This is a genomic window from Legionella lytica (assembly GCF_044626755.1).
GTDB classification, from domain to species: Bacteria; Pseudomonadota; Gammaproteobacteria; order Legionellales; family Legionellaceae; genus Legionella; species Legionella lytica_A.
Genome location: NZ_JBGORX010000002.1, coordinates 485,978 through 511,192, shown reverse-complemented (window position 1 = coordinate 511,192; position 25,215 = coordinate 485,978). Strand labels below are relative to the sequence as shown.

Here is a 25,215-nt window from a genome sequence, read left to right as displayed (position 1 = left end):
GAATTTAGCGTCATTCTCGTCTTCCGTGACTAATTCCCCCAATCTACGTTTCGACACGTTTAGATTAAAGTCCTCATCAGAGCAAACAACCAGACTATTATTCACTACGTAAGGAGACGACAGGCTCTAGCTTTGAAGCGCGGCGTGCGGGGTAGAACCCAAAGAAAATGCCCGTAGCGGCTGAAACCATAAAGCCCGCCAGGGGAGGTAAAATATAAATAGTGAAATTCCAGCGGCTGAAATAAGCGACAATCCAAGTGAAAATTAATCCTAAAATCACCCCCAGAATACCTCCCACTAAAGAAAGCATCACGGACTCGGTTAAAAATAATGCTTGGATGTCGCTATTTCGTGCGCCCACCGCTTTGCGAATACCAATTTCTTTTTTTCGCTCACTTACAGAAACCAACATGACATTCATTACCCCAATGCCTCCCACTAAAAGGGAAATTCCGCCAATCACGCCAAGCAATAAGGTAAAGATATGGCCTTGGCTCTCCATACTGGCAATAATTTGTTTGGCACTGCGTGGAAATACACTCAGCTTCGGGGAAAAAGAACTAATGTATTGCTTGATATCAACAATAATTTGATCAATAGGGCTATCTGCTTTTAACTCCAATACCGCATTATTTATTTTGCTCTCCTTGCTCACCAAGCTCATTCCTGCCAATGGGATAATCACCGCTTGATTGACGTCTTCATTAAAGAAACCATTTTCCTTCCAGCGTTCGGCAATCCCAATGATGGTATAAAGAGAGTGACCTATGCGTATCTGCTTACCAATGGGATCATCAAAACTAATTTGTTTGATTTGCTGGGCTAAGCCGTCACCAATCACACAATAATGCTCAAACGTCTCCACAAAAGACACAAAATGCCCCTGCGCTAGTTTAATTTTTATAATTTTGGCCAAATGCTCATCGGCACCAATCAATGCCCCTTGCATGGTTTTTCCCTGAAAACTGAGGGGCTGAAAAGCCGTACTGTAGGGAGCAATGTCTTTAATATAAGGAATAAGCTCACCAATTCTTTGCCATTGCTCAATAGATAAGGTATCTGCATGGCCCGGCGATTTGCTTGGCTCTTTTTGATAAACAGCAACTGCCAACAGATCCGTTCCCAACGCTTTAAATTGCTCTAACGCTTTTTCGGTCGCTAGTTGGCCACAGCTAATTAAGGCAACCACGGCAGCAGTTCCCACTAAAATACCTAAAACAGCGAGAAAGGAACGTAGCTTTGCCGCCGTTAAATTAACCAAAGCCTGCTGGAAAAGACGCTTTAAGTTCATCGCGAACTCTCCGCGACTACCATTCCATCCGCCAGGGTAATTTGCCGTTGGCATAAGGAGGCAATATGTTCATCATGAGTAATCATAATGATGGTGCGACCTTGGGCGTGTAGGTTTAAAAACAAATTCATCACCTCGGTCCCAGTACGCGAGTCCAGCGCTCCTGTCGGCTCATCAGCTAAAATAACCTGGGGTTCAGTCACTAAGGCACGCGCAATGGCTACCCGCTGTTGCTGCCCCCCAGACAATTGGGTTGGACGATGATGGGCATAGCGTGCCATGCCCACATGCTCTAACGCAGCCAAAACCTTGTCGTTAATTTCTGCATTAGGAGTACCGCGATAAATTAAGGGTAGGGCAACATTTTGCAGGGCATTAAAACGAGGTAATAAATTAAATTGCTGAAAGACAAAACCAATGTGCTGATTACGGACACGTGCCAGTTCATCATCATCTAAGGCCGAAACATTACGCTCATTAAGCAAATAAGTTCCCGCATCTGCCTTATCCAATAAGCCGATGATATTCATTAAGGTTGATTTGCCGGAACCCGATGCACCGACAATGGCTAAAAGATCCCCCTCGTAAACAGTGAGAGAGACTTCTTTTAATACGGTTGAGCTGATGCCTTCAAGATGATAAGTCTTTACAATATTGCTCAGACTCATTAAAGGTTTAGCCGATACAGACTGGCTACTCATAAACCACCATATCCCCTGCCTTTAAGCCCGTTTCGACCACCACCGAATCAACTTGCGCCGCCCCCGTAGTAATCACGCGTTTTTCTAGGGCTCCTGCAGCATTTTGCACCATCACCGTACTTTGCCCTTTTTCTCGTTTAATGGCTGCAATCGGAATAATTAATTGGTTACCGCCATCCACACTCAGATCAATGGCGGCACTCATACCGACTTTAATCCAGCGTTGCTGTTCTTCGCTTAGTGATTTAACTTCTACGACTGCCGTAAAAAAGGGCAACCCATTGCTCGTATTTGAAGCTTGCGCATTGACAGCGACCAACTCCCCCTGGAGTGGATGTTTACCAAAAGCAATACCACTGATGCTGGCTTTCATTCCCGTATGAATCTGGGAAATATCAATTTCTGGCACCTCAATTTCAATACTAATCCCCGTTAAATCACCAATCAGGGCAATTACTTGGCCAGATTTAACCGAAGCGCCTACACTAATGCGCGCCGTTTTATCCTCCCCGGCTTTGGGCGGATAAAGCAACACACCACCTCGTGGGGCTTTCAAGCGGATTATATTATGCTGCGATGCCAAAATAGCTCGCACTTTCTCAAAATCTGCCAGCTTTAAAGTCGACATTTTTTTGGCATTACGCTCATCTACCTTTTCCAGCATTTCGGTAAGCTTACGTCTTGACTGCATCAGCGTAACCCGTACGGTATCCATATTGGACTTTTCACTAAGGTAATTATTTTTAGCCAATAAGCCCGAATCCCATAAATCCTGAGTCCCGACAAATTTCGCTTTAGCAATAGTATAATTGTCTTTGGCTTTCAAATAATCGGTGAGGGTCTCATTAAACTGTTTTTGTAAATCCGTAGAGTTCAAAGTTAAAATAACCTCTCCTTCTTTGACTAATTGTCCATAATGAAAATTCATGCTCTCCACGACCGCCTCCATGGGGCTAGTAACCGTACTTTCATGCAAGGGCTGAATGGTACCGGTAAAATGCAAATTTTTATGCACAGTTTGCGTTTTGACCTCAAAGCGATGGGCACTATCTGTTTTTTGCTGTTCATGGCCACCGCAAGCAGAGAGAAGAATGCTAATCAGGATTAAGGCAGCAAGGTGCCCGCGGTTTAAATAGTTTTTCATCCACCATACCTAAGTTTAATTTTCCAGTGATCCAATGTGGTTCCCAGAATGCGTTGCAATGTCGAAATTTGATTCAGGTAAGCAACTTTGGCCGTAATTAACCCTGTCTGCGCCTGAATCAATTGATTCTGCGTATTGTTTACCTCTAAGGCCGTAGCAATTCCTGCTTGTTGTTTTTTCTTTTCCAAAGCATAAGATTGTTCCGCTAACTTCACTTGCTTTTGCGCTAACTGGTAGCGTTTGGCTAAACTTCGAATGTTATTGATGATATTGGTAATGTTAGTAATCAACGCTCTTCTGGAGGCAAGCAAATTGAGCCGGTCTTTTTCCAGGCGTATTTTGGCATTAATCAACTGGCTACGCCGACTCACATCATTCAGAGGTACGGTTACCGTCAAACGGGCGGCTTCGGTGATATTGTGGCCATTATAAATCCCACGAATGCCATTACTCCTCCCTGTCACATCATTGACCGTACCACTTTGTACATTTGCGCCAAGGTCCACCTGCCAAAGCTGCTGGTTTTTGGCAATTTTATAAGCCCGCTCATCCGCACGTAAGGCCATTTTTTGTGCCAAGTAGAGCGTATTGTGCTGTAAAGCCAGTTCAATAGTTTTCTTCACATCGGGAACTACTATTTCCTCAATAACCACATCGCTGGGTACGGATAAATGAGTTTCCGGATCCAGACCGATGGCCTGCAATAATTCCTGCGTTGCATTTTGAAAATCATTTTCACCCTGCTCAACCATCAAGCTCAAGGACTCAATTTGATAAGACTGTTGGATGTTGGCCGTAGGCTCCAATTGGCCCGCGGCGATTTTCTTTTCATTAATGTCATGCGACTTTTGTGCTTCTTTCAATTGCAAGCGTTGGTTTTCTAAGGTATTACCACTCAAAATTAAAGAGCGGTACGCCATAATCACTTGGGTAATTTGATCGGAAACAGATTGGCGTAGGCTAAGCTTGTTTAACCATTCGGTATCGAGTGCATTTAATAGTGCTACTTCATTCACACTTTTACCAAAACCACGCAGTAAGGGTTGAGTAAGGGAGAAATTTAATACTGGGCTAAAATTATTATCCCCATAGACATTATTATCGATATTAAGGCTGGCTTTAGTACCTAATTTAGTACGTAAACCCAATTCTGGGCTGGCAAGAAAACTCCGTGTGGTATCCGAGCCCACCCCATTAAAACGGCTTTTTTGGATTACTCCCGAAGCACCTAAAGCATATTGCAATTCAAATTCATTATTAGCTAAACGCAATTGATAGCGCTGTACCACTCGATCCAGCTCCGCATTGCGGATGTTGGGGTTATAACGTAACGCCAGCAAAATGGCTTCGCGTAAGCTTAACTTACGCACCGCTTTTTTACGAGCAGCAGGAGAGGTCGGTAGCTCAATCCAATTTTTAAGCATAAATTCAGGCCTGGCAATGGCCTGCTCTAAGCGTTCCTCGGCTTGCTTTAGCTGTTGTTTATCCTCTGTTATGGTTAAGGCACAAACCGGTAGGCTAAGCAATGCACTCAACAAAAATAACAAGAATCGGCTCATTAACTCACTCATTCATTCTTGTTCCAAACTGCAAATCGTTGCTTATCCTGCAAACGTAGGGCAGTTAATTGTCCTCCCCAAAGACATCCAGTGTCTATGGCATAAATTTTAGGATCAGGGCATTGCCCCATGAGTGCCGCCCAATGTCCAAAAACGATATCGACATCCAGCTCTTTACGATGCGGTACTGCATACCAAGGATAAACGTCTGCGGGAGCGGCGGCAAGCGTTCCCTTATAACTCAAATTAAGCCCACCCTGGGCATCACAAAAACGCATGCGGGTAAAATAATTGGTAATCATGCGCCAACGCTCGAAACCAACGAGATCCTCAGACCAAATATCGGGTTTATTGCCATACATATGCGACAGAAAATCTTGATAATGCTGCCCCGCAAGCACCTCTTCCAGCTCTCGCGCCAATTGCCTAGCCTGGGACAAATCCCACACTGGGGCGATGCCTGCATGAACCATCACCAAATTAAACTCGGCTGCATAATATAAAATCGACTGTTTTCTTAGCCAATGCCCTAATTCTTCCCTATCCGCTGCCTGCAAAATGTCCTGAATGGTATCATCATGCCCTTTCCAGGGTTTATCACCAAAGATAGAGCCGAGTAAATGCAAGTCATGATTCCCTAAGGTAATTCGAGGCGCCAAGGGTAAGGATTTTATAAAGCGGAGTACCGCCAATGATTGTGGGCCACGATTGACCAAATCGCCAACAAACCATAAACGATCGACTTTTTCATCAAAATCAATATGTTCTAAGAGTCGTTGTAATGGGTCATAACATCCTTGGATGTCGCCAATGGCATAATCAGGCACCGTTCTTTGCTCCTGGGCTTAATGCATTACCTGTATTTTCAACGACCTGCCATTGACCTGCGGTATTTAGTTTTTGCAAATTAGAAGCTACTGACGTATTTTGCTGCTGAGTCAGTTGGGTATGATATTGCGCCTTGTTCACTAACTCCATCGCAGACATGGTTTCTACTTTACCGGATAAATGCTGCACTTTTACCGAACCGGGTAAGGCAATAGCGTACTTAGAGAATACGATACCACTTTGCATTTGCTGATTTTGCATCTGTTCAAAGCGACTCTGTACACTACCGTCAGCATTAAGACTATGTAAACCTAAAGAAAGAAAGCCGTTTTGTATGGCTTGCCAATTCTTATATTCCGGATGTTCGCGCACAAAGAGTTGGAACATTTCCTGACACATCAGCATGCCACCTGGAACCATAAATAAAGGGGCTTTATTAATCATAATGCGGCCTTCATCTAAAGATTTAATAAACCATTCTAAAAACTCCAGTCCCGCTGCCTGCTCTTTGTCTAATAGCGTCTCTGGCACACCCCCACTAAAAGTTCCAGCGCGTCCATATCGGCCAGCAGGATTGTGCATATTGCTGCGCAGCATAAACTCGGTAAAATAGCGCTGAATAGCAATCGCATCCGCGCGAATCAAAATAGCTCCTAAAGTTCCGGCAGACCGCTCATCTTCATTGAGCAAAGCAAGCCAAACAGCTAAGACTTCGCCATTTGAGGCAATCCAGGAAAACCCGCTAGCCGGCATCAACGCTCGAGCAAGCAATAAATTAATACGGCGACGCAGGTCAACCTCAGATTCTTTTTGAAACTCATAAGAATAAAACTGACCAACGGAGCCCATGCTATCTAAAAGCGGATTCCATTCGCGGAGCAACTGGCCGTTGCTATCAAATAGATTAATGCGATAATCAATAAAGAGTTTACCAATTCCTTGTAAAATCGCGGCAGAATACAAGGCATACTGCCACAACATCTGTTCTTCAGATGCCGTGCCTAATGGCTCTTGCACCATAAATTCTTGAAATAGGCTTAACGCCGCTTCAGTGCGATTTAAAGCATGATCAACCAGGCCGCCTGGTTGAGAGTAATAACTGTTCGTCGTTTCAGGTAAACTTTGGCAATAATGAACTAAATTCTCAATGAGTCGGACACATAAACTCTCATAGCGCGACATTTCAAGATGAGAAAATACCCGTATTTTCTTAAGTAATACTTGTCGTCGTTCCTCAGCCAAAAACTGACTGGCAGCTACAATGCGGGTTAAATCTTTTATAGATTTTCTTTGCATAGACAAAGAATTTTTACGCTCTCGATGAAACAAAGCCATCTCCATAATGATTAATAACTCCATACTTTAAGTTAGGTAACTACCCAGCTAAGCGAGTATTAATCTCCAATATCGTGGTGAATAATTACAAATCTTTTATTCCTTTATTGATTTTACACTAATTGGAAATAAATTTCGCTAGTTGGACATATTCAGCAACAGAAATTTGTTCTGGTCTTTTACTACCATCTATGCCCAAATCACTTAGCTGCTCCGCAGATATGATTCCTTTTAAATTATTATTCAAGGTCTTACGACGCATAGCAAAGGCACTTGCCACCAAACGTTCCAATTGCTCTACCGCAACAGCATCAAATGGAGATTCTTGATGGGGTACTAAACGAACCACCGCTGAGTCAACTTTTGGCTGGGGTTCAAAGGCTTCAGGAGGTACATCAAATAAATACTCTACATCACAATGATACTGTAGCATTACCGATAGACGTCCATAATTTTTAGTACCTGGAATAGCTGCCATACGCTCCACGACCTCTTTTTGCAGCATAAAATGCATGTCTTCAATCGATGCAGCAAAACCTAATAAACGGATTAATAATGGCGTAGAAATGTTATATGGTAAATTCCCGATAACCCGTAATCGCGAACCAAATTGAGAATAATCAACAGTTAAGGCATCGGCGGCAATTAAATGTAAGCGGCCCCCTGCTCCGGAATAATCCAACCAGTGTTTTTGTAAATCCGTATCAATTTCAACAACCGTTAATTCCTTTATCCGACGCAGCAGAGGGATGGTTAAAGCGCCCAAGCCAGGACCAATTTCCAATATATTATCTTCAGGTTGTGGATTGATAGAACCAAGGATGTCTTCAATAACGTGCAGGCTTTGTAGAAAATTTTGGCCAAAACGTTTACGTGGAATGTGCTTCACTGTAGGCACTCAAAAGAAATAAAAAGGGATTATATCCTGCTTATGGGATAGGCGCAAAATTGCGGGGAGCCAGTACAAAGTGATATTCATAATTTAATTAGCTTAGCTCTAGCATAAATCTCAATATGGGGTAAAATTCGGGCACAATGAATAAGGTTAGGATGAGTTATGGCCTATAGAAAAATGTTAAAATCAAAAATTCATCGCGCAACAGTAACTGAAGCGGATTTGGATTATGAAGGCAGTATCACTATTTCTCCAGAATTGCTGGCAGCAGCAAATATACTTCCTTATGAAGCTGTTAGTGTGTGGAATGTTACGGCAGGTACACGCTTTGAAACTTATGCAATTACCGGCGAATCTGGTTCCACGAATATTTGCGTTAATGGTGCGGCGGCACATTTGGTAACTCCTGGGGATTTAATTATTATTGCTACCTTCTCCCAGGTTTTGGAAGAAGATTGTGCGCAGGTGAACCCCACCGTAGTGTTTGTCGATCAATTTAACCGTATTCGCGAAACACGTCCCGAGCAAGCTGGGGTAAAAGCCAAAGCGTTTGCCGAAGTTTAATAATACGTGTAGCCTTGATGCCGTATCGTGTAAACAAGGCTGTGAATGCTTATGTCAACCAACATCCTGCCACATTTACTGGAACTGCGACGCCGCAGCATTTTGATTTTGCTGTGGTTTGCCCTTCTATTTACCGCATTTTTTTTCCTCGCGAATGAATTATTTCAAGTACTAGTAAGTCCTCTCTCGCATACCTTGTCAGCAACAGATGACTTAATTGCAACCCAAATTGCCTCTCCAGTATTTACCCCCTTAAAGCTTGCAGCCGATGCCGCACTGCTGTTGACCGCGCCTTATGCCCTGTTTCATCTCTGGCGTTTTGTTAGTCCAGGTCTATATCAAAAAGAACAGCGTACTCTACGTAGCGCCATGATTTTAAGCCTGCTGCTGTTTCTTGCTGGGGTGGCTTTTTGCTATTACTTAGTGCTACCATTCATGTTTCAATTTTTTATCCATGCCTTGCCTAAAGGAGTACGTTACATGCCCGATATGGCTTATGCTTTGGACTTTATTACCCGCATGCTGTTGCTCTTTGGGCTTTGCTTTCAAGTCCCCTTAGTTTGCCTGACTTTAGTACGTTTGAGCCTTATTGACGTTGATACCTTAAAAAAAATCCGCCCTTACGTCATCGTAGCGGCTTTTATTATTGGCATGTTGCTTACTCCTCCCGATGTTTTTTCGCAAATTATGCTTGCAGTGCCCCTATGCTTCCTCTATGAAGCAGGAATTGTCCTGGCAATTTATTTTGTATAAAGCTCAATGCCCTTACTCTTAGTTATACCCATCCGGTGATTTTGGCCTATAATTTGATCATGAATTGGACAAATTATTGGTGATAAAAATGAGTGATGGAAAACTTAATGAGAAAATTTCACGACTAGCACAGCAGGTTCGTAGTGCCCTTGATTATTATCAGGAGCTCGCCGAAGAGCACCGCCTGCTAAAAATCGTAATGGATAAAGCACCAAAAAAAATCAGCGCCATGAAACGACTCATTGGGATATACGATCAAAAAATAGAGGAAGCCCAAAACAATGACAAACAACTCGAAGAAGTGATTCTCGAGCAAAATAGGCTAAGTATGATCAATCAAACCAATGACTTGGCACGTCATCAAGCTGCCTGTGAAAGACTCTTGCCTGAAGTGGGCAAGAAGCTTATTGACACCAGAAGCAAACACAGTACTTTATCGCAAGAGTTAGCCACGGCAAAAAATATTTTGCAACAAAAACAGGGAGCACCCTCTACTTTATTTGCCATAGACAGAAATCAAGAACATTCATTAAATGAGGATCAAGAATTAGACCAACCTAATCGTCCAACCTAGCCGTTTCAACAGCGAAAGCTGCTTGCTAAAGCCTCACCCCCACCCCACCTATATCACGCGGCTTAGCCGCGTGCTCGAAAAGCTGATGCACCAACTCAGCTCTCTGGATTCCCCAAACCAGTTGTGGACGTCTTGCTGATGAACCCTTGAATAATTCCTTGTGGTGCCCACAAGATAAGTTGCGCTCAAGATAAATTCACTTTGACCGATATCTAATGTAGGGCGCCCAAAAAAAGGACATCAAATGAATAAAACAGCTCGCTTTAATATTGGGGATTTAGTCATTCACAAACACAGTCGTTATCGAGCAATTATTGTTGATGTGGATCCGCTGTTTCAAGCTTCAGGACGTTATAACCCTCAAGCTCCCCAACGCGAATTTACCACGCGTAATCCTTGGTATCGCTTGTTAGTCGATGACAGCAGTCAAATGACTTATGTAGAGGAATGTATGCTCGTGGAAGATACGAGTGAATTACCGATTAATAATCCGAATCTGGCAGCGTATCTGAAAGAACGAGGCGGGCAATATCATAATCTTAATGCCAAGCATTAGGGCTATAAGCTTGATTCCGCACCGAGAAATCCGCCTCGGTGCGAAGTCACCGCCTATTCAACGTAAGGTAAAAATCAGGACTGCGATGAAGCCAATAAGTGCCAAGGCTAAAATGCCCATGGTAAAAAAGCTGTTATTTAAATTTTCTCTACTGAACTGCTCGGGATTACCTTTAATAGAACGGTAAAGAATGAATAAAATCAATCCCCCTCCGATTAGCCCTAAAATTTCATAAAATGTTTGCATGAAACCACTCCTTATTTCGTTTCAAAACTAAATGCATCGGAAAATAAATACTCTGGGGATGCCCCGCGCTCCACCAAAGTATCCCGAATGCTATACACCATATCAAAAGGCCCACTGATGACAATTTGCCAATCCGCTAAATCGTGCGCGTGCCGCGATAGAACCAATGAAACTAATGGATCAGAATTCTCTTCCGAAAGCGCGGAAAAATAGCTAAAGCGATCTACATGAGCTTGCCAACTGCTGATTTTTTCATCCAGATACAAATCATTTTGCATGCGTGCTCCCCAATAAAGCTCAAAGGGCCGTTTATCTCCATTAGATAATAAGTGCTCAATCATCGCCTTTATCGGAGCAAAACCCGTTCCCCCAGCGATAAATAATATGGGGCGCTGTGCATCCAATGCCTCAATACAACAGTCCCCAAACGGTAAATTAATAGTAACACTACCGTGCTCTTTTATATGTGCAAACAGCCGTTGATTGTATGGATTATCTTGGCTGTGGCGAATATGCAATTCATAACGATGCGAGCCTAAAGGCGCATTAGCAATGGAGTAACTAAACGCTTCTGTGCCAAAAATAATTTGTAAATACTGCCCGGCATTATAATCTACGTATTTTTCAGGGGCTAACAGCAACTGCATAATGCTATCTGTCAGCGGCGTAATTTGCTCAACCCGGGCCTTGATGTTGTTTGTACTCATTCACCTAACCCCAGTAACGACCAGTAACCATTAACTTTGTCTAGTATATCTTCATCCATAACAATGGGAACACCCCACTCGCGCTGGGTTTCTCCAGGCCATTTATTGGTCGCATCCATTCCCATTTTAGAACCTAAACCCGAAACCGGTGAGGCAAAATCAAGATAGTCGATGGGAGTATTATCCACCATTACCGTATCCCGTGCGGGATCCATACGCGTAGTCATTGCCCAAATCACATCCTGCCAGCTACGTGCATCCACGTCATCATCACAGACAATAACAAATTTAGTGTACATAAATTGGCGTAGGAAAGACCATACCGCCATCATAATTCGTTTTGCATGCCCAGGATATTGCTTCTTGATGGTCACCACTGCCAAGCGATAAGAGCAGCCTTCGGGCGGTAAATAAAAATCAACAATTTCTGGAAATTGCTTTTGTAATAAAGGAATGAACACCTCATTAAGTGCCACCCCTAAAATTGCCGGCTCATCCGGTGGACGTCCGGTATAAGTACTGTGATAAATAGGCTGCTCACGATGAGTAATGCGTTCGACCGTAAAGACTGGGAAGGATTGTACTTCATTATAATAACCGGTGTGGTCACCATAAGGTCCTTCCGGGGCCTCAACTCCAGCTTCTAAATAACCTTCCAAAACAATCTCAGCACTAGCTGGAACATGTAAATCATTACCAATACAACGGGTCAAACGGGTGCGCTGCCCCCGTAATAATCCTGCAAAGGCATATTCGGATAAAGTATCGGGGATAGGCGTCACCGCGGCTAAAATCGTGGCAGGATCTGCGCCTAAGGTCACCGCTATCGGAAAACGCTCTCCAGGATAAGCTTGCTGCCATGCTTGATAATCTAAGGCACCCCCACGATGCGATAACCAACGCATAATCAATTGGTTTTTATTTAACAATTGCTGCCGATAAATACCCATATTTTCACGGGTTTGATGCGGACCTTTAGTGGTGACTAAACCCCAGGTAATAAGCGGCGCCGCATCACCAGGCCAGCAGGTTTGGATAGGTAGGCGAGTCAAATCCACCTCATCTTTTTCCCATACATGCGTTTGGCATTCAGCACCACTAACTATTTTCGGCGCCATGCTCAGTGCCTGCTTGAGTAAGGGCAATTTATTAAAGGCGTCTTTAAATCCTTTTGGCGGTTCGGGCTCTTTTAAAGCGGCTAATAATTGTCCCACTTCCCTTAAAGCACTAATACTTTCTTCACCCATACCTAAGGCAACTCGTTCTACCGTACCAAAGAGATTGGTTAAAACAGGCATCTGATGATTGGAGGTATTGGTGAAGAGTAAGGCGGGGCCGCCTGCACGTAAAACCCGATCGCTTACCGCGGTCATTTCAAGATAAGGAGAAACTGGATAGTCGATACGTTTTAATAAGTTACGTGATTCAAGTTGGCTAATAAAGTCTCTGAGGTCAGAGTATTTCATGGAAAATCCCTTGAAGCATTAAGAGGCTTTGGAAAAGGCGAATATCGTAATGGTCCACTCGCCCCGCCTTCGTCAGCCGCGAAAGAAATGAGAAGCATGATTTGCTGATGAACGCAGGAGCAAGCAGGGAAAGGGGGAGAGGGTTTGACTACATAAACCCTCAACCAAAGCCCAGCCTACATAAAATGAATTACTCTTGACGTTTCATTGCATCAAAGAATTCAGCATTGGTTTTGTGATTCTTCATGCGCTCAATCAAGAACTCAATTGCATCACATTCATCCATAGACTGGAGAATCTTGCGGAGAATCCAGGTACGTTGTAAGTCTTCTGGGCTTAACAAGAGATCTTCACGCCGAGTACCCGAACGGTTAATGTTGATCGCAGGGAATACACGACGCTCTGAAATATTACGACTCAAGTGGATTTCCATGTTACCGGTACCCTTGAATTCTTCGTAAATTACTTCGTCCATCTTCGAACCAGTATCCACCAGAGCCGTAGCAATAATAGTCAAGCTACCGCCTTCTTCGATGTTACGTGCAGCACCGTATAAACGCTTAGGTCTTTGTAATGCGTTTGCATCCACACCACCCGTTAATACTTTTCCTGAAGAAGGAATCACGGTGTTATAAGCACGAGCCAAACGAGTAATCGAGTCTAATAAAATAACTACGTCACGCTTATGCTCAACCAGGCGCTTGGCTTTCTCAATAACCATTTCCGCAACTTGGACATGGCGATTAGCGGGTTCATCAAAAGTACTGGCAACTACTTCGCCTTTTACCGAGCGTTGCATTTCAGTAACTTCCTCGGGGCGCTCATCAATTAATAAAACGATGAGGTAACATTCGGGATAATTTTTTTCTATCGAACGAGCAATATTTTGTAACATTAAGGTTTTACCGGCTTTCGGCGGAGAAACAATCAATCCACGTTGGCCACGGCCAAAAGGAGCACATAAGTCCACCACACGTGCGGTCAGATCTTCGGTACTACCATTGCCCTGCTCCATCACTAGGCGCTCGGAAGCAAATAAAGGAGTAAGGTTTTCGAAAAGAATTTTTCGCTTAGCGCTGTCAGGTGAATCGTAGTTGATTTCATCAACTTTCAGTAAAGCAAAATAACGTTCGCTGTCTTTAGGTGGACGAATTTTTCCTGAAATTGTATCACCAGAACGCAGACCAAAACGTCTGATTTGGCTGGGCGATACATAAATGTCGTCTGGACCGGCCAAATAAGAACCATCTGCAGAACGCAAGAAACCAAAACCATCAGTCAGGACTTCTAAAACACCATCACCATGGATGTCAGCTCCCTTTAAGGCGTGGGCCTTAAGAATAGCAAAAATAATTTCTTGTTTGCGCATACGGGAAGGATTTTCGACACCTATCTCTTGTGCGATATTAAAGAGATCGGCAATAGGCAATTGCTTAAGTTCGCTAAGATTCATACTTCTCACTTGATTTGTTGTTTAAGATTGGTTTTATCCGAGAAAATTTATAAGTTTATAAGTTTAAGAATGCAGCTAAGGATTCTGCTGCTTATGTAACATGACTCTATTCCAGCATGTCACATAAACAAACAGTATCACAGCTTTAAATTAAGATCCAACATTATTTTATAAAGAATAATGATTATTTAAACGTGACTTTCAACAAAAGCACTTAATTGAGACTTAGATAAATAGCCCATCTTAACCGCTTCCACTTGGCCATTTTTAAATATAATCAGTGTAGGAATGCTCATTACACCGAATTTTGCTGGAGCTTGTGGATTTTCATCAATATTGATTTTTGCAAAAGAAATATCTGCGCCATGAGTTGCAGCCACTTCTTCTAATACAGGTGTTAATGCACGGCATGGACCACACCATTCAGCCCAGAAATCAACTAATACTGGCTTATTTGCATTAATCACATCTTGATCAAAGCTTGCGTCAGTTACCGTTTTAATATGTTCACTCATGTGTAAACCTCAGTTATTTGGAATTCTTTAGGATCAAAACAAACCCTAATTCAACATATTATAGATCACCGCCCACAGCTTGCAACACACTTAATACAGTAATCGCCGCAGTTTCCGTACGCAATATCCTAGGACCTAAAGATAAAGGTTGGAATCCTTGAATACAGGCAGTACTAATTTCATCCTCGCTTAAGCCACCTTCTGGGCCAATCAATAAGCTAATGCTCGTTTGGCTAAGCGTATAATCGCGCCAGGTTTTATCAGTGCCAGGATGTAAAATTAATTTTAATTCGCCTTGCACCTCGTGCAAATACTGCCTAAGACTCAAGGGTTGATGTACGTGCGGCACCGTATTGCGGCCGGATTGTTCACAGGCGGCAATGACTATAGACTGCCACTGGTGTAACTTTTTCGCCATCCGTTCTTTATCTAATTTAACGACACAACGCTCAGTAATAATGGGGGTGATGCTGCTGACGCCGAGCTCTACCGCCTTTTGCATGACCAACTCCATCCGCTCCCCTTTAGAAATAGCTTGCGCTAAATGAATGGGCAACGGTGACTCTTTACTCACTTCGCTTATAGCATCAATTGTAACGAGCACCTGCTTTTTCTTCACTGAATGAATGGTTGCCGCAAACTCGCGATTATCACCGCAAAAAAGGCTTAAAGACTCCCCCGCTTGCATCCGCAAAACCACGCCAACGTGTTGGCTTGCTTCGGGTGATAATTCTAAAAGCTGGCCACATTGATAATCGCCAGGTTGATAAATACGAACTGTTCTCACGCTGATTCACTTCCTCAATACTTGATAATCCCCCTAAGTTAATTTATTTCCGATTTTTTACAAGAGCCACATACGGAATAATTAGACCCTGTGTTAAAATTTTCCTTTTTAATGCGAGGAATCTGAATACTATGAGCACAATACGTATCGAATCAGACAGTATGGGTGAAATTGAAGTCCCAGCGGATAAATATTGGGGTGCACAAACCGAGCGTTCGCTACACCACTTTAATATTGGTAAAGACATCATGCCACGTGAAGTGACTCATGCTTTTGGTATTTTGAAAAAAGCCGCAGCGCTTACCAATTTGGATTTAGGCAAATTAGCTCAAGATAAGGCTGATTTAATTGTAAAAGCCGCAGAGGAAGTGAGCAAAGGCTTATTGGATGCACATTTCCCCCTACATGTTTGGCAGACGGGAAGCGGTACGCAATCGAATATGAATGCCAATGAAGTTATTTCTAACCGTGCGATTGAAATGGCCGGTGGGGTAATGGGCAGCAAAGCGCCTGTTCATCCTAATGATCATGTGAACATGTCTCAGTCGTCTAATGACACATTTCCAACGGCTATGCATATTGCCGCCGCGCTGGCATTGAGCGAAAAATTAATTCCTACGGTTAAAAATCTACGTAATGCATTTGCCGCCAAAATGGATGCCTTTAAAGACATCGTGAAAATAGGCCGAACCCATTTACAAGATGCAGTACCCATCACTTTAGGCCAAGAATTCTCGGGCTATGTGGCACAACTTGATGCCTGCATCAAACGCTTAGAAGAAGTACTTCCGGAATTATATGAACTGGCAGCAGGTGGTACCGCCGTTGGTACTGGTTTGAATACCCATCCGCAGTTTGCCACTAAAGTAGCTGCGCATATCGCACAAATCACCAAACTCCCTTTTGTCAGCGCGGAAAATAAATTCGCCGCTCTAGCCTCACATGAGCCTTTAGTATTTGCCCATGGCGCGATGAAAACTTTAGCTTGTGCATTGATGAAAATAGCGAATGATATTCGTTGGTTAGCTTCTGGGCCTCGTTGCGGAATTGGCGAGCTGATTATTCCTGAAAATGAGCCAGGTTCATCGATTATGCCTGGTAAAGTAAATCCCACGCAATCGGAAGCGATGACGATGGTCTGTGCGCAAGTGTTGGGGAATGACACTGCTATTGGAATTGCCGACAGCCAAGGAAACTTTGAGCTGAACGTGTTTAAGCCGGTGATGATTTTCAACTTCCTGCACTCACTTAATTTATTAAATGATACCTGCCATTCCTTCCAGGAGTTCTGTGCTGAAGGGATTGAGCCCAATCGCCCCATGATTGATTACTACTTACATCATTCTTTGATGCTAGTTACCGCATTGAATCAGCATATTGGCTATGATAAAGCGGCTAAAATTGCAAAAACGGCGCATCAGGATAATTCTTCATTACAAGAAGCCGCGGTGAAATTGGGTTATTTGACCGCGGAGCGTTTTGCTGAGTTGGTGCGACCTGAAAAAATGATTGCTCCTGAGTAATTATTTATGTAGTTCATGGGGAACTCGCGCCCCAAACCCCTCCGTAGCCCGTATTACGATCGCGTCAAGACGGGCTACTTATTTTATCTTCATCTTTTTACAGTAAAAACCCCTTGGAATTGCTTGTCGTTCTATTGCATAGTTTCGACTTAGCAGCATACTGCTAGACCAAGGATACTAATATTAATTTAAATAGGATTTATTGATTATGGGAAAAAGCTTTACCCCTGCGGCAAAAAAGGATGATAAAAACGCGAGAAGCGCTCACAATGAGATTTATCGTGACGAAGGCAAAAAAGCAACTTTTTTTGGCAAGCACACCACTCGTTCTCAGGTGAATAAAGAATTAATTGAAGATTCTTTATTGCGGGAACCATTTGCGGATAATATGTCCTGCAAAAGTTAATTTCGCCCAAGCAAGATGTAACCCGTATGAGTACCCATAATACGAGTTACATCTATGCGGGATGATTTAATCACCACGCCACAAATTAGTCTTCATCAAATCCAAAATACTATCCCCTTGGCCGTTCATAATGGCTTTTAACATATACAAGCTAAAGCCTTTAACTTGGGCCGCCTCAATACTAGGAGGCACGATTAGTTCATTACGATGCACCACCACATCCATTACAACCGGGCCATCATAAGCAAAGGCCGTATGTAAATCATTACTTAAAGTCTGCGCACTTTCCACGCGAATCCCCTTAATGCCTACCGCCTCTGCCATCGCAGCAAAATCAGGATTTACTAAGGACGTGCCATAATCTAACATGCCACCAACATGCATCTCCATTTCAACAAACCCTAAGGCACCATTGTTAAAAATAATGACTTTAATCGGAAGTTTATGTTGGACCAAGGTTAAAATATCCCCCATTAACATGGAGAACCCACCATCACCGCACAGTGCAATCACTTGGCGATTGGGGTAACTGGCTTGCGCACCGATGGCTTGAGAAAGAGCATTCGCCATCGAGCCATGGTTAAATGAGCCAAGTAAACGTCGTTGCCCATTCATCGTTAAATAGCGTGCCGCCCATACCGTTGGCGTGCCAACATCAGCGGTAAAAACTGCATCGTCTTCCGCAATCATACTCACACAATGCGCTAAATATTGGGGATGTAAGGGGGAATCATCCGGCGTAGGTGTGGCCAGCGCATCTAAGCCTTGGCGTGCCTTAAGGTAATGGGCGCGTGCTTTATCTAAATGGCTGCTGTCCTCTTTAATCTCCAGTAAAGGGACTAAAGCTTTTAGCGTGCAGGCAACATCACCAACCGCCCCGACGGCAATATCCACGCGTTTGCCTAATTGCTCACCGTGTAAATCAATTTGAATCACCTGGGCTTTAGTTGGATAAAATTGACGGTAGGGAAAGCTAGTACCTAACAGAAGTAAGGTATCGCATGCCTCCATCGCATGGTAGCCTGAAGAAAAGCCGATAAACCCGGTCATTCCTACATCATAGGGATTATTCGGTTCAATAAACGGTTTGCCGCGCACGGTATGAATTACCGGCGCTTTGAGGGTATGGCATAGAAGCATTAATTCATCATGCGCATCTGCTGCACCAATACCACAAAAAATGCTAATATTTTTAGCCGCATTAAGGCGTTCGGCAATATCTTTTAATATCGGATCAGGAGGAATAACCTTCGGACGCAGATTAGCCATACGCGTTTTACTGGCCTCAAAACGAGCCGGTTGCAAGGCGACGTCACCCGAGATAACTAACACCGCAACATCAGATTTGGCTTTAGCCGCCTGAATGGCCATATTCAGTAAACGAGGCATTTGCTCGGCGGAATTGACAACTTCACAGAAACAACTGCACTCTTTAAATAAAATATTAGGGTGGGTTTCTTGGAAATAATCACCCCCTATCTCCGCACTCGGAATGTGTGCAGCAATTGCTAAGACCGGTACTTTGCTACGATGACAATCATAAAGTCCATTAATTAAATGCAAATTGCCTGGACCACAGCTGCCCGCGCAAACCGTCAATTCACCAGTTAATTGGGCCTCAGCTCCAGCAGCAAAAGCGCCAGCCTCTTCATGACGAACATGCACCCAGTGCATGTCTTGGTATTTTTGCAAAGCATTGGTAATCCCGTTTAACGAGTCACCGACAATTCCATAAATACGTTTGACGCCTTCATTATTTAGGGTGTCCACCAATACTTCAGCTACAGTCGTCATTGCACGCTCCTTGATACAATTTAATTGTTAGTTTAGTACAGAGGAGATATATAAGAAAATGTTAAAATTATTCGTCCGGAGTGTTTTTTGGCAAGATTGCTGACATCCCAAGGACAAACATAGGATGTCAGCGCTTAGAATAGAGCTTATTGAATTACTGGAATTTGTGGTGCTGCTTTACGTACGGGTCCAGGAGTTGCTTTTTGCGTAGGATCTTTAGAAGCATAAGATTTTTGTACTGGTTTTGCTTTAGCGGCATGATGTTGAACCGCTTTTTTATTTTGTTCCATAGGTACATAACGAGTATCTACATGATCATGACGTTGCATATCCCAGCTGCATGCGGTTAAACCGAATGTTAAAGCAGCCCCCAAGAAACCACATTTAATTAAGTTATAGTTTATCATTATTTGCTCCCTGCTTTTTTTATTAACCTATTAAATATAAGTGATAAAAATCAAAAGCACCACCCTAAATTAAGAAGATTTTGTTTTTTCCCATAACCACCCTATAATCGAAACAGATTTATCACTTACCAAAGGACTACCCTCATGATTTATCCAAACATACTCGATACCATTGGCAAAACCCCCACCGTAAAAATCAATCGCCTAGGCCACGAATTAGATTGTGAGCTTTATGCTAAGTGTGAATTCTTTAACCCCGGTGGCTCGGTCAAAGATCGAATTGGTTATGAAATGGTAGTTAATGCGGAAAAAGATGGTTTGATTAAACCAGGTGATACCTTAATTGAACCTACCTCAGGGAATACCGGTATTGGTATTGCCCTGGCGGGTGCGGTTCTAGGATATAAAGTACTCATTACCATGCCTGAGAAAATGAGCCAAGAAAAACAATCCGTACTGGAGCGTTTAGGAGCTACAATCTACCGGACGCCAACTGAAGCTGCTTATAATTCGCCAGAAAGTCACATTTCTCTGGCTAAAAAATTACAGGCACAAATTCCTAATTCCCATATTTTAGATCAATACGCTAACCCCAATAACCCTAATGCTCATTATCGTGGTACCGCTCAAGAAATCATTGATGATTTCGGTATGGACTTGCATATGGTGGTTGCCGGCGTAGGTACTGGCGGTACAATTACTGGCATCGCCAAACGTTTAAAAGAATACAATCCTGCTATTAAAATTATCGGGATTGATCCTGAAGGTTCTATTTTAGGTGGTGGTACTGAAATTAAATCCTACCACGTAGAGGGGATTGGTTATGATTTCTTCCCTGATGTATTAGATAATAAGTTAATTGATCAATACATCAAAACCAATGATGAAAACTCATTTCATACGGCCAGGCAACTTATGCGCGATGAAGGTTTATTAGTGGGCGGCTCTTCTGGTGCGGCAATGTGGGGCGCATTACAAGCAGCCAAAACCTTAAAGAAAGGACAAAAATGCTTGGTGATTTTACCAGACTCTATTCGTAACTACATGTCTAAATTTGCCAATGATGAATGGATGAAAGCGCACGGGTACCTGTAACTTGTATTAACGCAGCTCATAGAGGTGCTCCCCTGTATAAGCTGCGTTAACCCGTAATTTAATGCGCTCTAACGGCAGCCTTGGCAGGGGCATTTTCCAGATGTTCAAATAGCTGATCTTTATCCACTGCACCGGCAATCATCCAACTTGCTAAGGCATTAGTTAACAATTGTACCATGCGTTTTTCTGCGCTTACGGGAGTTGCAGTAATAACAGGATGGGTTTCTTGCTCTAAGCGCGTAATAAAACTTGCGTTATATTCTTGCATGGGAAGGAAACGAATATATAACTCTCTTAACTGCGTTGCAGTAAGTTCGCCGGCAGCCACCATGCTTAAAAAAGCATTACGTTGTTGCTCATAAGCGTGTAATAGTTCACGGTTCTCCGCAGAAATTGCCGTCATAATGTCATTCATTTTCCCTTCTTGCTCATTAGGCATTCCCGTAGGTTTCGTGCTAATCGCTAACTGGCCTACAAAGGTAAAATCAGCTTTGCGTTTTACTTCAGGATAATATTTATTGCCTTGTACTTGCAAACCAAGTGCGGGCTGTTCTTGATCGACAATAGCATCACGTCTTCTTAGTTCATGATCAGGCTCTTGAAAAGAGAGGTTAATCGCAATATTTAAACTATCTTCTAAAGCTTTTAATGCCACCGGAGGTAAGATGGTTTTAATATCCCGTAAATGACTTTTAGCCGTATCTATAGGCAAATTAGCAAAAACATCTCGATAAATCAGATTTAAATGATCTTCATATAATTTATCAATCGTTAATTGGCGTAACACATAAGCCATGCATTCAACTAATTCTGATTTGCGCGAATTACTAAGCAAGCGGGTCATACGCTCTTTGGGCGTAGTCAGATAGGCGTCATTACTCGCATGTTGAGGGAAATGCTGGTAAAAACGACCTAATATTTTTTTCAAAACAGCATCATTAATGGGCGAGTTATTTTGTAAATAATCGATTAATGCCACGGCTACCGCATGAAATTGTTCGCCCCCGACATTAATGTATTCGTATTCTTTGCCCTGGATTTGTGCATTTTCCACAGGAGCCTTAAAGAATCCACTCGTACTGCGTGCTACCATAACGCGCCCCTTAATTATCAATTTAAGTCCATTCTAATGAATCAAAATTAAGGAAATATTAACTGTACATATATCGGCCATTATTTTCAAAATAAACGATTCACTATAAAATAAACCTCAGCACCATAATTCTAGACCATTTGCTCACACTTTACCCAGTTTGACTTTGTTTAATAATAATAACCGAATTCTAAAGAGGAAAATATGGAACAATATCAGGATGATAATTGGATTCGTACCCAAGAACTGTTACAGCACTCTCGGGAATTTATCGCCTATTTTGAATTGGCGGAAGCGAAAATGGATGAATGGCGACAAGAAATTGAACGTCAGGCATTGCGTCTACAGCAACAGCAAGAATCCATAAGCCGATTAACGGACAAATCCTTAGCGCAAATTAATCAGCATCGCGATCAGCTAATCCAGCATCTTAACAAGCAATTAACTCCCTACGCCCCGGAACAATTTCAACGCATTGCGCACGAAAGTTGCGAGCTGGTAAAACAAAGCGCCAATGATGCTGTAGATAAAAGCAATAAGCTGTTGCGTAGTTTTCAACTCCGCTTTAATTTTTTTGCCGTGCTTATTACTATTTTAACGGCATTTATTGTCGTACTTTATCTCAATGGTGAACTTCCGTGGGAAATGCATCATGTAGCCAAAAATGAGCGTCAAGCCGGACGCATGTTATTACAGATATGGCCGAACTTAAGCCAAGAGGAAAAAAATAAAATGCTAACTTATATTAATCACTCCTAACTTAGGCAGCATATTCAAAGGATCTCAGATTGTTCTCCTCCACCGCAATTGCTATTTATTTAACCCTGGCCTTGGCTTTGAGCGGCCGCTATCTGCCTCGCCGCGTCAAGCAAAGACGCATCGCTCAATGGAAAAAATCATTACATATCGATGAGCATGAGCAAATTTTTCAACAATTATACCAGGATGCTCATGGTTTTTTATTATCCCAACAAGCGCGACAAAAAAATGATTCGCTTGATTATGTGTATGGAGAAATTAAATTTCTTCCCTTTCTTGCCCTTTTTTCATTAACTGAACCGGATGAGCACAGCGTATTTTATGACCTCGGCTGTGGAGTAGGCAAAGCAGTGCTCGCCTGCGCGATGGTTTATCCTATATATAAGAGTGTAGGAGTCGAAATTCTGCCGCAACTCTATTTTAATGCCTGCAAGCAAGTAGAACACTTAGCTCAATTGCCAGACTATGCGGAACACGTAAAAAAAATTGAATTTATTTTAGGTGATTTTCTTGAGGTAAATTTGGATGAAGCGACCATTATTTTTATTAATTCAACTTCATTTTTCGGTCCCACCTGGGAAAAAATTTGCGCGCGGCTGGCGCAATTGCCGCAACTAAAAACCGTTATCACAACGAGCAAAACCTTACCAGGAGAGCACTTTAAGCTCGTCCTGCAAACGCAAATTGAAATGAGCTGGGGGGTGGTTTTCGCCTATATACATGCGCGAAAAAAGAGTAAATACTAACTGTCTTGAAAACATTGAATAATTTTTTACCCGATCTATACTTATAGAACAAGGGCATTGTCCGCACCTAAATCTGTAATGGTGACAGACTTTGGAACAAGCGACAATCACGAGGTGGGTATGATTAAATCGGAGCTCATAGAACACATTGCTGCTCGAATGACGCATCTTACAGAGAAACAAGTAGCTGATGGTATTAATAAGATATTAGAATTAATGAGTGATGCACTCGTTAAAAATCAACGGATTGAAATTCGTGGCTTTGGTAGCTTTTCGCTACATTACCGTCCGCCACGTAATGCCCATAATCCGAAAACGGGGGAAAAAGTAGTGACTAAGGCGAAGTACAGCCCCCATTTTAAACCGGGTAAAGAATTACGTGAGCGGGTTGATATGTCGCGTTCACAATATGAATTACCGACCGAGGAAGAATAGGCCACAAAACACGTCATCCCGGATGAAGCGAGGGCTCCTGAATGAAGCATCCGTGCTTGCCCTATGTAGGAGCTCCTTGGACTCAGGATGACGCGCTTTTTCGACTTAGGTGCGCGGTAGTGTTACGCCCGTTTGTCCTTGGTATTTACCACCACGGTCACGGTAGGAAACAGCACAAACTTCGCTCGCCTCCAGAAACAGCATTTGGGCAACGCCTTCATGAGCATAAATTTTTGCCGGCAGGGGCGTGGTATTCGAAAACTCGAGGGTAACATGTCCTTCCCATTCAGGCTCTAGCGGAGTAACGTTCACAATAATGCCGCAACGTGCATAAGTGGATTTACCCAGGCAAATAGTCAGTACATTACGGGGAATACGGAAATACTCGACAGTACGCGCCAAAGCAAAAGAGTTTGGTGGAATAATGCATACATCAGATTCCACATCAACAAAACTATTCTCATCAAATGCTTTTGGGTCGACTATAGACGAGTTGATGTTAGTAAAAATCTTAAACTCTCTTGAACAACGTACATCATATCCATAACTGGATACGCCATAAGAAATAATTCGTCCACCAGCATTTTCACGTACTTGGTTCGACTCGAACGGAGAAATCATTCCCTGTTCAAGCGCCATTTTCTCAATCCATCTATCTGATTTTATCGACACGATGAAACCTCTTAATTTTCTCAAAAAAAGAGTTCTATCATAAAAAACCAAGAAACGAAAGGGGGAGCGACAAACCAAAGAACCGCTGGTGGAACTAATCACTATAAAAAACCATGAAACATCAAAAAACTGCAACAGTAGCATCTTTGCAGTGTGCTTATTATTTTTTCGCCATATTCGCTAAAATATCCCCCAGCTCCATCGGCATGGGAAATACAATCGTGGAATTATTGGTTCCCGCAATCGCTGCTAAAGTTTGTAAATAACGTAGCTGCATTGCCTCTGGTTGTTGAGCTAATACTTGCGATGCTTGCAATAATTTTGCTGAAGCCTGTAACTCCCCTTCTGCATGAATCACTTTAGCACGACGTTCGCGTTCCGCTTCAGCCTGTTTGGCAATTGCCCGAATCATACTTTCATCCAAATCGACATGCTTAATCTCAACATTGGACACCTTGATGCCCCAATTATCCGTTTGCGCATCGAGTATTTTTTGCACGTCACTGTTCAATCGCTCTCGCTCAGAAAGCATCTCATCCAGTTCATGTTGCCCCAAAACCGACCGCAAAGTAGTTTGTGCCAACTGGCTAGTCGCCTCATAATAATTTTCCACCTGAATAATCGCATTTTCAGGAGTGACCACCCGGAAATACAGTACTGCATTGACCCGAACGGACACATTATCCTTGGAAATCACATCCTGGCTTGGCACATCCATCACAATAGTCCGTAAATCCACCCACACCACTTGCTGAATCACGGGAATAATTAGTACCAACCCCGGGCCTTTAACCCGCCAAAAGCGCCCAAGCATAAACACCACACCACGTTCATATTCCCGGAACACCTTAACTGCGGATATGAATAGCAGTACAATGGCGGCTAATAGTACGCCTAAAAAAACGCTCATC

28 protein-coding genes are annotated in these 25,215 nt (G+C 42.9%); 10 read left to right on the top strand and 18 right to left on the bottom strand.

What is annotated here, in order from left to right:
* Positions 1-97: 97 nt before the first annotated feature.
* The 7 genes from ACD661_RS09435 to rsmA all read right to left on the bottom strand — a co-directional run bounded on the left by ACD661_RS09435 (position 98) and on the right by rsmA (position 7,747).
* The gene (locus ACD661_RS09435) at positions 98-1,291 is read right to left on the bottom strand and encodes an ABC transporter permease (RefSeq protein WP_400187612.1); all 1,194 of its coding nucleotides are present in this window, start codon (positions 1,289-1,291) and stop codon (positions 98-100) included.
* Positions 1,288-1,992, bottom strand: a complete 705-nt coding sequence (locus tag ACD661_RS09430) for an ABC transporter ATP-binding protein (RefSeq protein ID WP_400187611.1) — start codon at positions 1,990-1,992, stop codon at positions 1,288-1,290. The genes ACD661_RS09435 and ACD661_RS09430 overlap by 4 nt, the downstream gene beginning before the upstream one ends.
* The gene (locus ACD661_RS09425) at positions 1,985-3,136 is read right to left on the bottom strand and encodes an efflux RND transporter periplasmic adaptor subunit (RefSeq protein ID WP_400187610.1); all 1,152 of its coding nucleotides are present in this window, start codon (positions 3,134-3,136) and stop codon (positions 1,985-1,987) included. Before ACD661_RS09425 ends, ACD661_RS09430 begins: the two co-directional genes overlap by 8 nt.
* On the bottom strand, positions 3,133-4,707 hold the full coding sequence (locus tag ACD661_RS09420) for a TolC family protein (RefSeq protein WP_400187609.1): 1,575 nt from the start codon (positions 4,705-4,707) through the stop codon (positions 3,133-3,135). The genes ACD661_RS09425 and ACD661_RS09420 overlap by 4 nt, the downstream gene beginning before the upstream one ends.
* On the bottom strand, positions 4,704-5,522 hold the full coding sequence (locus tag ACD661_RS09415; protein WP_400187608.1) for a symmetrical bis(5'-nucleosyl)-tetraphosphatase: 819 nt from the start codon (positions 5,520-5,522) through the stop codon (positions 4,704-4,706). Before ACD661_RS09415 ends, ACD661_RS09420 begins: the two co-directional genes overlap by 4 nt.
* The gene (locus tag ACD661_RS09410) at positions 5,515-6,852 is read right to left on the bottom strand and encodes a conjugal transfer nickase/helicase domain-containing protein (protein ID WP_400187607.1); all 1,338 of its coding nucleotides are present in this window, start codon (positions 6,850-6,852) and stop codon (positions 5,515-5,517) included. The genes ACD661_RS09415 and ACD661_RS09410 overlap by 8 nt, the downstream gene beginning before the upstream one ends.
* A gap of 124 nt (positions 6,853-6,976) precedes the next feature.
* On the bottom strand, positions 6,977-7,747 hold the full coding sequence (rsmA, locus tag ACD661_RS09405) for a 16S rRNA (adenine(1518)-N(6)/adenine(1519)-N(6))-dimethyltransferase RsmA (RefSeq protein WP_400187606.1): 771 nt from the start codon (positions 7,745-7,747) through the stop codon (positions 6,977-6,979).
* 168 nt (positions 7,748-7,915) lie between these two features.
* On the opposite strand from rsmA, the gene panD reads away from it, so the two are divergent.
* From panD to hspQ, 4 genes are all read left to right on the top strand, one after another.
* Positions 7,916-8,317: an aspartate 1-decarboxylase gene (gene panD / locus ACD661_RS09400; RefSeq protein ID WP_400187605.1), complete on the top strand. Its 402-nt coding sequence runs from the start codon at positions 7,916-7,918 to the stop codon at positions 8,315-8,317.
* Between the two features lie 51 nt (positions 8,318-8,368).
* The gene (gene tatC, locus ACD661_RS09395) at positions 8,369-9,070 is read left to right on the top strand and encodes a twin-arginine translocase subunit TatC (protein ID WP_400187604.1); all 702 of its coding nucleotides are present in this window, start codon (positions 8,369-8,371) and stop codon (positions 9,068-9,070) included.
* 88 nt (positions 9,071-9,158) lie between these two features.
* Positions 9,159-9,644, top strand: coding sequence for a hypothetical protein (locus ACD661_RS09390; protein WP_400187603.1), 486 nt, complete (start codon positions 9,159-9,161; stop codon positions 9,642-9,644).
* A 244-nt stretch (positions 9,645-9,888) separates the two neighbouring features.
* A complete protein-coding gene (gene hspQ / locus ACD661_RS09385) occupies positions 9,889-10,200 on the top strand; it encodes a heat shock protein HspQ (protein WP_400187602.1) in 312 nt (103 codons plus the stop codon).
* Between the two features lie 57 nt (positions 10,201-10,257).
* Here hspQ and ACD661_RS09380 read toward each other — a convergent pair whose 3' ends face one another.
* The 6 genes from ACD661_RS09380 to ACD661_RS09355 all read right to left on the bottom strand — a co-directional run bounded on the left by ACD661_RS09380 (position 10,258) and on the right by ACD661_RS09355 (position 15,374).
* Entirely contained in the window at positions 10,258-10,446 is a 189-nt protein-coding gene (locus ACD661_RS09380; RefSeq protein ID WP_400187601.1) for a hypothetical protein, read from the bottom strand.
* Positions 10,447-10,457: 11 nt separating this feature from the next.
* The gene (locus ACD661_RS09375; RefSeq protein ID WP_400187600.1) at positions 10,458-11,153 is read right to left on the bottom strand and encodes an NAD(P)H-flavin reductase; all 696 of its coding nucleotides are present in this window, start codon (positions 11,151-11,153) and stop codon (positions 10,458-10,460) included.
* Complete coding sequence (gene ubiD / locus ACD661_RS09370; protein WP_400187599.1) at positions 11,150-12,619, bottom strand: 4-hydroxy-3-polyprenylbenzoate decarboxylase; 1,470 nt, start codon at positions 12,617-12,619, stop codon at positions 11,150-11,152. The genes ACD661_RS09375 and ubiD overlap by 4 nt, the downstream gene beginning before the upstream one ends.
* 190 nt (positions 12,620-12,809) lie before the next feature.
* The gene (rho, locus tag ACD661_RS09365) at positions 12,810-14,072 is read right to left on the bottom strand and encodes a transcription termination factor Rho (RefSeq protein ID WP_347572357.1); all 1,263 of its coding nucleotides are present in this window, start codon (positions 14,070-14,072) and stop codon (positions 12,810-12,812) included.
* A 188-nt stretch (positions 14,073-14,260) separates the two neighbouring features.
* On the bottom strand, positions 14,261-14,587 hold the full coding sequence (gene trxA, locus ACD661_RS09360) for a thioredoxin (protein ID WP_058534143.1): 327 nt from the start codon (positions 14,585-14,587) through the stop codon (positions 14,261-14,263).
* Positions 14,588-14,645: 58 nt separating this feature from the next.
* Positions 14,646-15,374 (bottom strand): 16S rRNA (uracil(1498)-N(3))-methyltransferase, encoded by a 729-nt coding sequence (locus tag ACD661_RS09355; protein ID WP_400187598.1) that lies wholly within the window; start codon positions 15,372-15,374, stop codon positions 14,646-14,648.
* 131 nt (positions 15,375-15,505) lie between these two features.
* On the opposite strand from ACD661_RS09355, the gene fumC reads away from it, so the two are divergent.
* Both fumC and ACD661_RS09345 read left to right on the top strand, forming a co-directional pair.
* On the top strand, positions 15,506-16,897 hold the full coding sequence (gene fumC / locus ACD661_RS09350; protein WP_400187597.1) for a class II fumarate hydratase: 1,392 nt from the start codon (positions 15,506-15,508) through the stop codon (positions 16,895-16,897).
* 208 nt (positions 16,898-17,105) lie between these two features.
* A complete protein-coding gene (locus tag ACD661_RS09345; protein WP_400187596.1) occupies positions 17,106-17,303 on the top strand; it encodes a hypothetical protein in 198 nt (65 codons plus the stop codon).
* Positions 17,304-17,369: 66 nt separating this feature from the next.
* Here the strand turns inward: ACD661_RS09345 and poxB are convergent, their stop codons facing one another.
* Together poxB and ACD661_RS09335 are read right to left on the bottom strand one after the other, a co-directional pair.
* On the bottom strand, positions 17,370-19,097 hold the full coding sequence (gene poxB, locus ACD661_RS09340) for a ubiquinone-dependent pyruvate dehydrogenase (protein ID WP_400187595.1): 1,728 nt from the start codon (positions 19,095-19,097) through the stop codon (positions 17,370-17,372).
* A 146-nt stretch (positions 19,098-19,243) separates the two neighbouring features.
* Positions 19,244-19,504, bottom strand: a complete 261-nt coding sequence (locus tag ACD661_RS09335) for a hypothetical protein (RefSeq protein WP_400187594.1) — start codon at positions 19,502-19,504, stop codon at positions 19,244-19,246.
* A 144-nt stretch (positions 19,505-19,648) separates the two neighbouring features.
* Here ACD661_RS09335 and ACD661_RS09330 point away from each other — a divergent pair, with 144 nt between their 5' ends.
* Complete coding sequence (locus ACD661_RS09330) at positions 19,649-20,599, top strand: pyridoxal-phosphate dependent enzyme (RefSeq protein WP_400187593.1); 951 nt, start codon at positions 19,649-19,651, stop codon at positions 20,597-20,599.
* A gap of 58 nt (positions 20,600-20,657) precedes the next feature.
* Here the strand turns inward: ACD661_RS09330 and ACD661_RS09325 are convergent, their stop codons facing one another.
* Positions 20,658-21,692 carry a hypothetical protein gene (locus ACD661_RS09325; protein WP_400187592.1) on the bottom strand — a complete coding sequence of 345 codons (1,035 nt, stop codon included), beginning with the start codon at positions 21,690-21,692 and terminating at the stop codon, positions 20,658-20,660.
* Between the two features lie 204 nt (positions 21,693-21,896).
* Here ACD661_RS09325 and ACD661_RS09320 point away from each other — a divergent pair, with 204 nt between their 5' ends.
* The 3 genes from ACD661_RS09320 (at position 21,897) to ACD661_RS09310 (ending at position 23,632) form a co-directional block, all read left to right on the top strand.
* The gene (locus tag ACD661_RS09320; protein ID WP_400187591.1) at positions 21,897-22,451 is read left to right on the top strand and encodes a hypothetical protein; all 555 of its coding nucleotides are present in this window, start codon (positions 21,897-21,899) and stop codon (positions 22,449-22,451) included.
* Between the two features lie 29 nt (positions 22,452-22,480).
* On the top strand, positions 22,481-23,197 hold the full coding sequence (locus tag ACD661_RS09315; protein ID WP_400187590.1) for a class I SAM-dependent methyltransferase: 717 nt from the start codon (positions 22,481-22,483) through the stop codon (positions 23,195-23,197).
* Positions 23,198-23,317: 120 nt separating this feature from the next.
* A complete protein-coding gene (locus ACD661_RS09310) occupies positions 23,318-23,632 on the top strand; it encodes an integration host factor subunit beta (RefSeq protein ID WP_400187589.1) in 315 nt (104 codons plus the stop codon).
* Positions 23,633-23,737: 105 nt separating this feature from the next.
* On the opposite strand, the gene dcd is transcribed toward ACD661_RS09310, so the two are convergent.
* Both dcd and ACD661_RS09300 read right to left on the bottom strand, forming a co-directional pair.
* Positions 23,738-24,304, bottom strand: a complete 567-nt coding sequence (gene dcd, locus ACD661_RS09305; protein ID WP_400187588.1) for a dCTP deaminase — start codon at positions 24,302-24,304, stop codon at positions 23,738-23,740.
* A gap of 160 nt (positions 24,305-24,464) precedes the next feature.
* Positions 24,465-25,214, bottom strand: coding sequence for a slipin family protein (locus ACD661_RS09300; RefSeq protein ID WP_400187587.1), 750 nt, complete (start codon positions 25,212-25,214; stop codon positions 24,465-24,467).
* Position 25,215: the final 1 nt, after the last annotated feature.